Below are 12,033 nucleotides of genomic sequence, written 5' to 3' on the forward strand. Positions count from 1 at the left end.
GCCGCTGCACCATAGAAACACAACCCCGGAATCCTGATGCCCGAGACCCTTTCAGCCCATCCGTCCATGGCCGCCCGGCCCTCCACGCCGCGCCAGCGGCTGCGCTACACGCGCGTCCTTGAGTCTGCCGCAGGGTTTGCCCGCAAAGGGCTGGATTCCGTGGACCTCGCGGAAATTTCGGAAAAGTCCGGCGTGCCGTTGGGCACCGTCTACCGCTATTTCCCCACGGCCAACCACCTGATGCTGTCCCTCTACCGCCAGCAGCTGGACGAGCTTCAGGGCAGGGCCCGCACGTCGGCGGCCAGCTTCGGTGGCCGCGCCCTCACCGGCGTGGTGATGGAGATCTTCCATATGCGGGTGATGCAGCCGGCCGTCGAACAGTGCCTGAGCCGCTGCGTGTACCTCAAGGACAAGGACACCACGGCACTCCTGCGCGAAATCGATGCCCTGAGCGAAACGGCTGTAGCCACCGCCTCCGACGACGCCGTAGCGGCCCGGGTGCTCCTGCTGACCGTCACTGGTCTGGTCCAGTCCGTCCGCAACCGCCGGCTTTCGCTCTTTGAGGCCGAAGAGGACCTCAAAAAGGCCTGCACCCTGCTTGCTCCGGTGGCTGCCGGGGCCCGTGCTGCCCACCGATCGGCGTAACTGGTCTAGACCAGTAAGCCAATAAATACGTCTTTATGCCGTGACGTGGCTCACAAAATGGCCTGATTAAACGATTTGGCACGCTCCTGGAGGGTCGAGTGCACTTTTTCGGCCGTCCGCGCTGATTATTATGGCAGGACCGGAGTGGCTGGCAACCCGCATCTGCAAGGGCTTCACCCCGGGCCCGCCACCTCTGGGCCCAAGAAGCAACGAATTCCACCTTGAGCCTCCCTGTGCTTGAGCCATTCTGCGCCGTGCGCCCACGGCTAGCCCCAGGAGACAACGACGTGTCCATTGACGTAATCGCACCTACAGACAATTCAGCAGCCACCGCCCTGACAGAGGCCGAGATCTTCGATGCCCACCAGGGCGGCAAGCTCTCGGTCACCAGCACGGTCCCGCTGTCCAACAAGCGCGACCTGTCCATCGCCTACACCCCCGGTGTGGCCGAGGTCAGCCGCGCCATCCACAACAACCCGGAACTCGCCAAGACCCTCACCTGGGCGCAGCGCCTGGTGGTTGTGGTCAGCGACGGCACCGCGGTGCTGGGCCTGGGCAACATCGGGGCCGCCGCCTCCCTGCCCGTGATGGAGGGCAAGTCTGCCCTGTTCAAGACCTTCGGCGAGCTGGATTCCATTCCGCTGGTCCTGAACACCACGGACGTTGATGAGATCGTGGAAACCCTGGTCCGCCTCCGCCCCAGCTTCGGCGCGGTCAACCTTGAGGACATCTCGGCCCCCCGGTGCTTCGAGCTGGAGGAGAAGCTGATCGAGGCGCTGGACTGCCCGGTCATGCACGATGACCAGCACGGCACCGCGGTGGTGGCCCTCGCCGCCCTGACGAACGCCGCCAAGGTCACCGGCCGCGAACTCGCTGACCTCCGCGTGGTGGTTTCGGGCGCCGGAGCCGCAGGCATCGCCGTCGCCGAAATCCTGCTCGCCGCCGGCATCACGGATGTAGTCCTGCTCGACTCCAAGGGCGTCATCAACCGGGAGCGGGCGGACATCGCCGCCGACCCGCAGAGCAAGAAGTCCCAGATGGCGCAGCGCAGCAACCCGCGCAGTGTCACGGGCGGCCCCGGCGAAGCGCTGCTCGGCGCCGACGTGTTCATCGGGGTTTCCTCCTCGAAGCTGGACGAGGCGCACCTGAAGCTGATGAACGCCGATTCCATCGTGTTCGCCCTCTCCAACCCGGACCCCGAAGTCCTGCCCGAGGTGGCCGCCAAGTACGCTGCCGTGGTGGCAACCGGCCGCAGCGACTTCCCCAACCAGATCAACAACGTCCTGGCCTTCCCCGGAATCTTCCGCGGCGCGCTGGACGCCGGCGCCCGCCGGATCACGCCCGCCATGAAACTCGCCGCGGCCCGCGCCATTGCTGAACTCGCGGAAGCTGACCTTTCGGTGGACTACATCGTGCCCAGCCCGCTGGATCCGCGCGTTGCCCCGGCAGTGACGGCCGCCGTAGCCGCCGCAGTGGAAGCCGAGTAACCTCCGCCGCCACACACTGCCACAACGCCCGACGGCGGTGCCTCCCCGCGCAGGGGACGCACCGCCGTCGGGCGTTAAGCGGCGAAGCTGACCGCCGTGCCGCCCTAAACTGGGGCTCATGAACTCCGAAACCGTGGTGAGCATCCTGTGCGGCCTGGCGATCCTGGTGGGCGTGGCCGGCACCATCATCCCGGTCCTGCCCGGCAGCTTCCTGATCGGGCTCAGCCTGCTGGCGTGGGCCATCTGGGGCGGTGCCGGGGCCACGGGCTGGGTGGTCTTCGCGGTGGGAATGGTGTTTGTGCTGGCCGGCATGGCTGCCAGCGCCGTGCTAACCGGACGAAAGCTCAGGGAGCACAGCATTCCCAACCGCAGTGTGGTGATTGGCCTGGCAGCCGGTGTGGCCGGCATGTTCGTCATCCCGGTGGTGGGGCTTTTTGTGGGTTTCGCTGTGGGACTGCTGCTCAGCGAGTTCCTACGCACCCGGAACTTCGGCACCGCAACCACCACCAGCTGGGCCGCCCTGAAGGCCACCGGGCTGGGCATGCTGGCCGAGTTCGGGCTCGCGTGCCTGGCGGCCAGCACCTGGGTGATCGGGCTCTGGGTCGCGGCGGCCACGTAGGTGTGCCACGTAGGCTGCGCACGGAGGTCTGCCACGTAGCATGGAGAGATGACCGCGGGGGATGCCAGAGGACCGATCTACCGGGACACTCGTGACCTGACGCCGTTCGGGAACGCCCACCTGCAGACCCCTGTCCGGGAACTCGCCGGCAGTGTGGGCGGGCTGATCCACGGTGTGCTGGGCGGCCGCGACGCCGCGCTGATTGCCGTGGACGGCGAGGTTCCCAGGCTCAAGCGGATGCCGGGCAAGGCGCCCAAAGCCGTGCACGATGCCATCTTCACCAGCAGGGAACCGGAGCGGCTCATCGCCGTGGGCCGCATGTATCCGGGCTGGGCGGGGCTCTGCTCCGTCATGGCCGGCCTCCTCGCGTACCAGCACGGCGGCTACCTGCGCGCATCCGAACTCCTCCAGCGCGGACTGTCTATCAGGAACGACGACGACGCCAACCAGTATGCGGCCACCTATCTCACGCGCGTGGTCACCCGGGTGGAGGTTGCCGAGCGCATCGAAGTCCCCGTGCTGTTCAGCCAGGAAGCGGTCTTCCTGGCCCTGTCGCACTCCCTGCGGGAGACGGGCCAGCTGGAAGCCGCGCTGCAGACGGTGGCCGGGCTGCCGCCGTCGTTGCCCTCAGCCTTGGCCCGCTGCGCACTGGCGTTCGCGCTGGGACGCGACAAGGAAGTGGTGATCTGGACCGAGGGGCTGCTGAACTCCGACGACCTCTCGGCGGCCCTGCTGCTGCTCCGCGGGCGCGCGCTCCGGCGGCTCGGCGCCCACGCAAAGGCGCACGAAGCCCTGAAGGAGGTGCTCCGCCGTCGGAAAACAGACGTGGTGCTCCGCAACGACGCCCTCACCGACCGTGCCCTGCTGGTGCTCGACAACGGCCGCAAATCCCTCAACCCGCGGGACTGGCTCCGCGGCCGGCCGGCGGAGCTTGAGACGTTCGAAGTCATCCGCAAGGACATTGATGAGCGCCGGCTGTGGGAGCAGGAGTGGGAAAACCTGGACGGGAAATAGGCTTCGGGCGAGTTCCTGGGGACTTGCCTTGTGGACCAAGCCGCCCCGGAGTACAACGGAGGCATGAGCGACGCAGTGCGGTCCTGGATGGAAAAGTACATCGCGGCGTGGACTTCCAACGACCCGGAGGACATCAGGGCGCTGTTCACCGAGGAAGCCGTCTACGCCACCCGGCCGCATGATCCCGATGCCTGGCGGGGCCGCGAGCAGATCGTGGACCGCTGGCTGGAGGCGCGGGACGACCCCGGGAACTGGACCTTTGACTGGACGCTGTTGGGGGCGGATAGCGGGCTGGCCTTTGTGCAGGGTTTCACGGACTACCTTGGTGATGGTCCCAGCTACGACAACCTGTGGGTCATCCGCCTTGAACCGGACGGACGGGCGTCGGAGTTCACGGAATGGTTTATGGAGCGCAAGGCCTAGGCTTGCTGCGTGAGCCCTGCAACCAGCGGAACCAGCTGCTCTGAGAGGAGCACCACGCCGAGGGCAACCATGATGATGCCGCTGGCCAGGGTGACTGTCCGCGCGGCGCCAGGCCGGGACTGCAGGAGCTTGCGGGCCAGCAGCGCCACACAGGTGTAAACGGTCCCGGCCAACAGGACAAACGTCAGGCCCAGCAGGCCGGACTGGACGGGGACCGGGAGGGAGGCCTCCGGGCTGACGAACTGCGGCACCAGCGCCACATAGAACAGCAGCCCCTTGGGATTGATGCCGCTGGTGCCCATGCCCTGAAGGAACGTGCGGAGCTGGTTGGCGGGCTTCCCGACGGCGTCTGCCGCACTGAAGGAGGCCCCGCGCCAGGAGCGGAGGGTGCTGATGCCCAGCCACAGCAGGTAGCCCGCGCCCGCCACCGTAAGCCAGCCCAGGACGCCCGGCAGGCCGGACAGTAGGGCCGCGAGGCCTGCCACCATCAGCAGCGTATGCATGACGTAGCCGCCGCACAGTCCCGCCACGGCCGGGACGAAGCTGCGCTGCCGCAGTCCGGCCGTGATGGAGTACGCCCAGTCCACGCCGGGGGTGCAGGCGAGGGCTACAGCCACCAGCACAAAGGCGAAAAACAGCTGGGGATTCATGACGGGCTCCTGTCCGATGGGTACAGGACAAACCTTATGAAGTTTCAGGCCATAAGTGCTTACCCTTTTCGCCCAGGTTGAGTCCGAATTGGTAAGATATTTGCGTGATTGACCACATTGACAGAAACATTTTGCGCCACCTCAAAGAAGATGGCCGGATGACCGCCACAGCACTTGCCGCGAAGGTCGGGCTCACGGTGGCGCCATGCCACCGGAGGCTCCGGGATCTGGAGGCATCGGGCGTGATCCGCGGCTACAAGGCGGACATCGATCCGGCCGCCGTCGGGCTGGGTTTCGAGGCCATCGTGTTTGTCACTTTGCGACAGGTGGACCGCTCCACCATGGAGATCTTCGAGAACCGGGTGGCGGACAACCCCAACATTGTGGAGGCCCAGCGGCTGTTCGGCTCCCCGGACTACCTGCTGAAGGTCATCGCCGAGGACCTGCCGGGTTACCAGCGCTTCTACGACGCCGAACTCACGTCACTGCCCGGGGTTGAGCGGCTGACGTCCACGCTGGTGATGAAGAACATCAAATCCAATGCGGGCCCGCCGCTGTAGCGCTTGGGCGTTGTTCTGCGTTGCGTCCTTGCGTTGCGTCCATCTTGCGTTGCCTCAGTCCGTTGGGCGGACGTGGACGATGATCACCTGGGTGTCCTTGCCGCCGTCGTACCGGAGGTCGTAGTTCACGTCCAATCCCGTGGAGGTGCCGGACGTGATGGAGAAATCGGTCTTTCGTTCCGGGTCCCGCTGGGCACCGGCGATCCAGCGTTCGGCGGAGTCGGCGTCGATCCCGTACCGCGCCACACCGTCCCGGATGAGCTCAAAATACTCGTCAGGAGAGCCAGCGGTGAGGAAGTAGGTGACCTCGCTGAAGTCCGGCCGCTTGTCCGTGGTGTTCAAGCGGATGCGGTCCGTTTCCCCACTGATCTCGCCGCTCGGAGCAACGATGGTGAGCTTGATCTTGCCCGAGTCCCTGGTGTTGATCTCGGGCCCGTAGCTGTCTTCCGTGACCCGGACAGCAGCCTTTTCCAGCTTTCCCGAACTCATGTCCAGCCGCGCGGACTTGGAGTCGCGGATCTGGTCCACGCCGGCTGCGTCGAGGGTGGAAAATTCCGAGGTGCTCATGGTGCTCCCTTGAGAGGTCGGTTCGTTCGTGGTGCCACTGATCTGGCAGCCCGTCAGGGCGAGGCACGCGGAAAGGGCTAGGAATACGACGGCGGGCCGCCGGCTCTGGCGCCGAGGTGCGGTTGGGCATGTGGTCTTCACTGGTGGACCTCCGCGCCGAAGCCATCCACAAAGCGGTCCATGATGCCGGGGATGTTGTTGGTGGGGCGGTGCTGCTCCACCCGGTCGTTGAAGTCCGAGCCGATGATCTGCTCTGCCCGTCCCGGATCCGTCGCCAGGAGGTCCTGGTAGGCCGGGAGGGTGTCCTGCCGGATGAGCTCCCACCGCTGGTCCGCGAGGGAGATGTTCCCGTCGGGGAAACCGGTGGTGAAATCCGTGCGGAACTGGGTGGGGTTGTCCCAGTTGGTGAAGGGCACGCTTTCCGGGCCGGGGCTTTCCACGCTGAAGGTGTAGGGAAAGACTTCCGGGTAGCTCTTTGCGCCCGGGATGGATGGCTCGCCGGCCAGCGTGACCAGGTACGTTACGGCTTCTCCGCCAGGGTGGTTCCGCATGTCGTCGTAATCGTCCGCGATGATCTCGTTCTGCTCGCGGTACAGCAGGGCGGTGTTGCCCTCCTGGATCAGGTCCGGGTCACCGGAATCGATCTTGGCCCATTCCTCGGCGGTACCGGTATCGATGGCGCCCGAGTCCCGCAATCTGTTGATTTCCTCGATGCCGCCGTTCATGTAGGCCTCGTGCTGGCGGGCCTGGTCCAGGAAGATCTCCTTGTTCATGTCCAACATGCTGGTCTCGTAATAGCGGATCTCCTGGTCGGTCATGCCGGCGAGCTGTTCGATCTGGTCAAGGTTGGGGAGCGGGATGTCCGAAGCCGGATTGTCCGCGATCTGCTGGGCGAGGTCCCGCAGCATGGCCATGTCCTTAAAACCGCCCGCGAAGGACGGGCCGATCATGTTGGCCATGCCGGCCCACTGCAGATCCGGGTTGGACAGGTACGCCTGGCCGTAGAAGTCGTAGACCTTCTTGATGGTCTCCCAGTTGTGTTCGGTGCCTTTGGAGGTGTCCCAGCTGGCGGGGTCGATGCCCATGTCCAGCATTGCCTGGTTGTTCCAGTAGTCGCTGAGGAAATCCGCGTATTCCTCGGAGCTTTTGTCGATCAGCCCGGAATCGGCGGCAGCATCCATGGCGGCCTTTGCAGCCTCGGGGTTTTCGAGCGCCCACTGCCTGAATTCCTCGCTGCCGAGGTAGTCCCGGCGTTCTTCGGGGGTCATGCCGTTCAGCCGGTCCGTCAGGTCCTGGGCAGCGCCGTTCCCGGAACCGCTGCCACCACTCCCGGAGCCACCGGCGGGGCCCCTGCTTCCGGAACCGGCCCCGTCGCTGGCCTTTTCCTGCTCGTCGGCGTTGGCGAGCACCGTCTTGGAGGCCGTCTCCAGCGCGGCCGTTGCGGACTTCAGCAGCAACATGAACGATGACGTCCAGTCGCTGCGGAAGCGCTCGCCGTCGTGCCCCTTCCAGGCGCCTGTACCGATAACGCTGCTCAGCTGCTGGCCGAGCAGGCTCAACCTGGTGGCGCCGCCTGCCAGGTCCTTGGCGAGCTGCCGCAACTGGGCAACGTCGCCGCCGTAAAAGTTTCCCGCCATGTTTCCCCCCGAATGGATTCCCGTGCCAGCCTAGCTGCGAGGCGTCCGCGAGGGCGATGGGGAGAGCTCCCCGTGGGGGTCGAGTGCGGGCCCGGAGAGACGGAACTCAGTCCCGCAGCAGTCCGGTGGTGCGGTACGGGATGACTTCCCGCAGGAACATGCTGGTGGACGTCCGGACAATGCCGGGGCAGAGTCTGATCTCCTCGGACACTCGGTAGAGGTCGTCCGGGCTGGTGGCCACAACGCGGATCAGCAGGTCGGTGTCGCCGGCAGGGGCATGGCATTCGAGGACCTCGGGGATTTCTCGCAGGGCCGCGATGGCTTCGTTGAGGTGGCTCTGGTCCAGTTCGGCGCTGACGGCCGCCGCTACACCCCGGCCCAGGGCGGAGGGGAGCACCCGGCTGCTGTTGGGGCGGAGAGCGCCCGACGCCGTCATCCGCTCCAGGCGCGACTGGACGGTCCCGCGCGCCAGGCCCAGCCGCTGGGCCAGCACCATGATGGGGACGCGCGGGTCCTCGTCCAGGGCATTAAGGATGCGCTTGTCCGTGGCGTCCAATTGCTGCAATCTGATCAGTTCCTGTCGGAGTTTGTGGTCCATATTGGTCAGACTGACCAACAAAATGCTTGCTGGTTGTGCCAACTGTATGGCGTCTGCTCAAATTGTGGCAACAAGGGCTGAGGCTACCGCCGAATCCCGCAGGCTATAGGAACCCGGCACACCACCCGGCAACTGGACACCGCCTCCCGCAAGGAGGACGCCGCTGATTGACACTTGTTCACACCACGGTCATTCTGCACACACGGCAAGAGCCCCTGAGCCACCGACGTCGGATCCCCGAAGTCATCGGTAGCTGAGGGGCTCTTGTGCTGCCCCGGGCTAGGGTTGGTCCATGACCCCAGCCGGCCGCTTTGCCCCCAGCCCTTCCGGCGAACTGCATGTAGGAAACCTCCGCACCGCGATGCTCGCCTGGCTGTTCGCCCGGTCCTCCGGCCGCGACTTCCTGCTGCGCGTCGAGGACCTTGACCGGGCACGGGCCGGCGCGGAGGCGGAGCAGCTCCGCGATCTGGAGGCCGTGGGCCTGACGTGGGACGGCGCCGTCGTGCGCCAGACGGACCGCGGCGCCGTCTACGCCGAAGCGATCGGGCGGCTGGCTGCCGCAGGCCTTACCTACGAATGCTTCTGCACGCGCCGCGAAATCCAGGAGGCGCCGTCCGCGCCGCACGCGCCGCAGGGCGCGTATCCGGGCACCTGCCGGGACCTCGATCCTGCCGAGCTGGAGTTCAAACGCTCCACCCGGCCTGCGGCCATCCGGCTCCGCGCCGAAGTAACGGAGTACAGCGTACGGGATGTGTTGCACGGTGATTTCACCGGCGTGGTGGACGATTTTGTCCTGCGCCGCAACGACGGCGTGACTGCCTACAACCTGGCCGTCGTGGTGGACGACGCCGCACAGGGGGTCGACCAGGTGGTGCGGGGCGATGACCTGCTGCCGTCCACGCCGAGGCAGGCATACCTTGCGTCACTGTTGAATATTCCTGTCCCGGAATATGCGCATGTACCGCTGGTGGTGAATTCCGACGGCGTCCGGCTGGCCAAGCGCGACGGCGCCGTGACGCTGGCCGATCTCGCCCGTACCGGCGTTTCCGCCGCTGACGTGCGGAACCTCATCCTGCAGTCCCTGCGGCTGCCGGCCGGGACGCTCGAAAACGCACTCGCGGACTTCCGCCCGGCGGACCTCCCGCGGGAACCGTGGGTCTGGACCGGCCCCTAGGCAGCGCGCGAACGGACGCTTGCGGCCCCGCCGACGCGACGTCACTTGCTGCCCTACGCGTAGGCTGGAGCTATGTCGGCACCCGAATTCACTGAAGCACAAATCCCTCAACCGCGATTCACTGTCGAGACGGCGCGAGTCCTGGCCGAGGTGGCCCACAACCGGCAGAAGGACAAGCTCAAGAGGCCCTACCGTGACCACGTGATTGCCGTGGGTGATGCCCTTGCAGATTTCGACGACGATATCCGGATTGCCGGTTACCTTCATGACATTGCCGAGGACACTCCCATCACGCGGCAGGCGCTGCTGGACATGGGCGTTTCCGAGCGGGCAGCGGACATCATTGAACGCGTCACCAACCGGCTGCACGATAATCCCGATGACTATCAGGCGGGGATGCACTTCATTGCCGAGGACCACGACGCGGCACTCGTGAAGATCGCGGACAACGCCCACAATTCCCTCCCCGAGCGGGTCAGGGCTCTGGCCGCGAAGTGGCCGGACAAGCCACCGGTCACCAAGTACCAGGATGCCCGCCCGGTGCTGTATGCCGCCGTCGACGTAGAGGAAGTCCGCAAGATCCTTGCACGGGTTAATCCCTGGCTGCTCGCGGAGTTGGACGACAGGCTCGACGACGAAGACGACACGGATTACGAGAACCTGACGTACGACGAGGCTCCAGCCGCGGAGCCGGCCCCGGTGGTCGAGCCTGTCGAGACCTTGGAAACGGCGGACAGCCGGCGGGACGGAGCCTCTTAGGCCCCTGCTTTCATCTGCTCCAGGGCTGCGTTCATCCGTTCGGTGCCGCGCTTCTCATCAATGACAATCGACACGCCCAGCGCCAGCACAACCACCAGCAGGCAGACCGGCACCGAGACCCCGGCGGCGGCAAGTCCCACGCTGCCCGCCAGCGCGACCACGACGCCAGCCGCCACGGCAAGGACCGTCCGGTCCACGCAGATCATGACGCTGAAGAGCCAGGTCAGGGAGAGTTTGAACAGCGCCACGGGTACCGCGATGCTGGCCACGGCCACGGCGGCGCTGATGTGGGCCTCATGGTCGACATAGTAGGCCGCCACGTGCAACCCCGCGCCAGTTGCGGCGATGGCCGCAAAGATGGGCATATGCCCGTAGCCGAAGAAGAATGAGCGGTGGCGCTGGAAATGTAGGGCCGGGCCGGCGGGCAGGATGAAGTAGATCCACCACATGCTGAACGCGAGGGCCGTTCCGCCGAATCCCACCAGCGCCGCGTCGACGCTCCAGCCATGGTGGGCCACAATGGCACGGAGGGTTTCGATCGCCCCGATCAGGCATTCGCCAAGGGCGATGATGGCGAGCAGCCCGTAGCGCTCGGCGATGTGGTGCGCATGCCACGGGGTCCGCATGCCGCGCTCCGCGGCGTAGGGTATGGCCATTTCCAGGATGAACAGGGGCGCAGCCACGAGGAACGTGGTCAGGATATCCGCCTCAATGATGAGCACCGCGATCCAGCCGAGCTGAACCACGCCAAGGTACGCCGCGTACCGCCGGCAGGTCTGCCGGCGTGCCGGATCCTGCCGTGCCGCGCGCAGCCACTGGAAGACCAGGGCCAGGCGCATGATCACGTAGCCGCCCACCATCACGGCGTTGTCCACGTGGTCGCCCTCCACGAGCGAGCGGAACATCGGCTCAATGCCCATTGCCAGGATCAGGACCCCGAGAAGCTGGACCATGGTGACCACGCGGAACACCCAGTCGTCGGTGTCATAGGCGCTGGCGAACCAGGTGAAGTTGATCCAGGCCCAGATCACGGCGAACATCGCGAAGGAGAATCCCAGCAGCCCGGCGCCGAAGTGGGCCTCCGCAATCTCGTGTGCGAACCGGCTGCCGGCCACACCGAAGGCAATGACAAAGGTCAGGTCGAAAAACAGTTCCAGCGGGGTGGCGGCCCGGTGCTTCTCATGCGGATCCCGGCCGCCCATGCGGGCCATGGCATGCCGGATGGGATTGTTGGACATGGCTCAAAGATTACCGCCAGGTCCGTGGCCGGCTCCAGCCCGGAGAGGGCTCCGGATCCTGGAGGGCTGACCCCAACTGGGCCCACGCTGGCGAGCGATCTTCAGCGAGCAGACTTCCGGACAGGGTGCTTGAGGGCGGGGTGCTTTCGGGCAGAGTGTCGTCAGATAGTGGACGGACAGGTTCTTGGTGGCCCGTCACTTCAAGGATCTCAGGTGGCCAGGTCGGTGGTTCCCAGTCGGGGTGTTCGCTGGCGTATTGCCGTCCGGTGGGTGATATCCAGCTTGGTGGTTCGTTCTTGGTGGTGGTGGTGGGTTTCCAGGCGCTGGTGTGTCTGAGTCGGTGGTGTTTGCGGCAGGGTTGGCCGAGATTCGATATGCCGGTGCTGCCTCCTTTGGCCCAGGCGAGGAGGTGGTCCGCTTCGTTGTCGAGGGAGTGGTTGCTGCAGCCCGGGAACGGACACTTCCCGTCCCGTAGGCGTAGCCATTGGCGTTGGGCTTTCGTCACGCGGTAGCTGGTTCTGCCGATTTCCAAGGGTGCTCCGTCGCGGGGGTCGATCAGGACGCGGTGGAAGGCTTCGGCGCCGTCGGCGATGAGCTGGCGGGCCATGGACGGCGGGATCGGCCCGTACCCATCCAACATGGCCGGCTCGTCCGTGAGGCCC

At 65.9% G+C, this 12,033-nt stretch carries 13 protein-coding genes and 1 pseudogene; 8 read left to right on the top strand and 6 right to left on the bottom strand.

Translation table 11 applies throughout. The annotated features are described in order from the left end of the window. Positions 1 to 36 precede the first annotated feature (36 nt). From V6M49_RS00155 to V6M49_RS00175, 5 genes are all read left to right on the top strand, one after another. Positions 37 to 645 carry a TetR/AcrR family transcriptional regulator gene (locus V6M49_RS00155; protein WP_332759354.1) on the top strand — a complete coding sequence of 203 codons (609 nt, stop codon included), beginning with the start codon at positions 37 to 39 and terminating at the stop codon, positions 643 to 645. A 287-nt stretch (positions 646 to 932) separates the two neighbouring features. Further along, a complete protein-coding gene (locus V6M49_RS00160; protein WP_332759356.1) occupies positions 933 to 2,132 on the top strand; it encodes an NAD(P)-dependent malic enzyme in 1,200 nt (399 codons plus the stop codon). A gap of 118 nt (positions 2,133 to 2,250) precedes the next feature. Further along, on the top strand, positions 2,251 to 2,751 hold the full coding sequence (locus V6M49_RS00165) for a DUF456 domain-containing protein (RefSeq protein WP_104062858.1): 501 nt from the start codon (positions 2,251 to 2,253) through the stop codon (positions 2,749 to 2,751). A 48-nt stretch (positions 2,752 to 2,799) separates the two neighbouring features. Then, positions 2,800 to 3,765: a hypothetical protein gene (locus tag V6M49_RS00170; RefSeq protein WP_332759360.1), complete on the top strand. Its 966-nt coding sequence runs from the start codon at positions 2,800 to 2,802 to the stop codon at positions 3,763 to 3,765. 63 nt (positions 3,766 to 3,828) lie between these two features. Beyond that, positions 3,829 to 4,188 (top strand): nuclear transport factor 2 family protein, encoded by a 360-nt coding sequence (locus V6M49_RS00175; protein ID WP_332759362.1) that lies wholly within the window; start codon positions 3,829 to 3,831, stop codon positions 4,186 to 4,188. Here V6M49_RS00175 and V6M49_RS00180 read toward each other — a convergent pair. Next, on the bottom strand, positions 4,185 to 4,838 hold the full coding sequence (locus V6M49_RS00180; RefSeq protein ID WP_332759363.1) for a LysE family translocator: 654 nt from the start codon (positions 4,836 to 4,838) through the stop codon (positions 4,185 to 4,187). The genes V6M49_RS00175 and V6M49_RS00180 overlap by 4 nt on opposite strands. Before the next feature lie 104 nt (positions 4,839 to 4,942). On the opposite strand from V6M49_RS00180, the gene V6M49_RS00185 reads away from it, so the two are divergent. Continuing rightward, positions 4,943 to 5,398: an Lrp/AsnC family transcriptional regulator gene (locus V6M49_RS00185; RefSeq protein ID WP_141138772.1), complete on the top strand. Its 456-nt coding sequence runs from the start codon at positions 4,943 to 4,945 to the stop codon at positions 5,396 to 5,398. Positions 5,399 to 5,452: 54 nt separating this feature from the next. Here V6M49_RS00185 and V6M49_RS00190 read toward each other — a convergent pair whose 3' ends face one another. The 3 genes from V6M49_RS00190 to V6M49_RS00200 all read right to left on the bottom strand — a co-directional run bounded on the left by V6M49_RS00190 (position 5,453) and on the right by V6M49_RS00200 (position 8,200). Further along, entirely contained in the window at positions 5,453 to 5,965 is a 513-nt protein-coding gene (locus tag V6M49_RS00190) for a hypothetical protein (RefSeq protein ID WP_332759365.1), read from the bottom strand. Between the two features lie 137 nt (positions 5,966 to 6,102). Beyond that, the gene (locus V6M49_RS00195) at positions 6,103 to 7,602 is read right to left on the bottom strand and encodes a WXG100 family type VII secretion target (protein WP_332759366.1); all 1,500 of its coding nucleotides are present in this window, start codon (positions 7,600 to 7,602) and stop codon (positions 6,103 to 6,105) included. A gap of 106 nt (positions 7,603 to 7,708) precedes the next feature. Further along, the gene (locus V6M49_RS00200; protein WP_210412366.1) at positions 7,709 to 8,200 is read right to left on the bottom strand and encodes an Lrp/AsnC family transcriptional regulator; all 492 of its coding nucleotides are present in this window, start codon (positions 8,198 to 8,200) and stop codon (positions 7,709 to 7,711) included. Positions 8,201 to 8,492: 292 nt separating this feature from the next. Between V6M49_RS00200 and gluQRS the strand changes: the two genes are divergently transcribed. Both gluQRS and V6M49_RS00210 read left to right on the top strand, forming a co-directional pair. After that, positions 8,493 to 9,374 carry a tRNA glutamyl-Q(34) synthetase GluQRS gene (gene gluQRS / locus V6M49_RS00205; RefSeq protein ID WP_141138769.1) on the top strand — a complete coding sequence of 294 codons (882 nt, stop codon included), beginning with the start codon at positions 8,493 to 8,495 and terminating at the stop codon, positions 9,372 to 9,374. 72 nt (positions 9,375 to 9,446) lie between these two features. Then, complete coding sequence (locus V6M49_RS00210; RefSeq protein ID WP_332759368.1) at positions 9,447 to 10,133, top strand: phosphohydrolase; 687 nt, start codon at positions 9,447 to 9,449, stop codon at positions 10,131 to 10,133. On the opposite strand, the gene V6M49_RS00215 is transcribed toward V6M49_RS00210, so the two are convergent. Next, complete coding sequence (locus tag V6M49_RS00215) at positions 10,130 to 11,371, bottom strand: low temperature requirement protein A (RefSeq protein ID WP_141138768.1); 1,242 nt, start codon at positions 11,369 to 11,371, stop codon at positions 10,130 to 10,132. The two genes, V6M49_RS00210 and V6M49_RS00215, sit on opposite strands and share 4 nt — an antisense overlap. A gap of 10 nt (positions 11,372 to 11,381) precedes the next feature. Beyond that, a pseudogene (locus tag V6M49_RS00220) lies at positions 11,382 to 12,033 on the bottom strand (HNH endonuclease signature motif containing protein); the annotation flags it as partial.

Origin of the sequence: Pseudarthrobacter sp., assembly GCF_036675385.1 — a bacterium.
GTDB lineage: Bacteria > Actinomycetota > Actinomycetes > Actinomycetales > Micrococcaceae > Arthrobacter.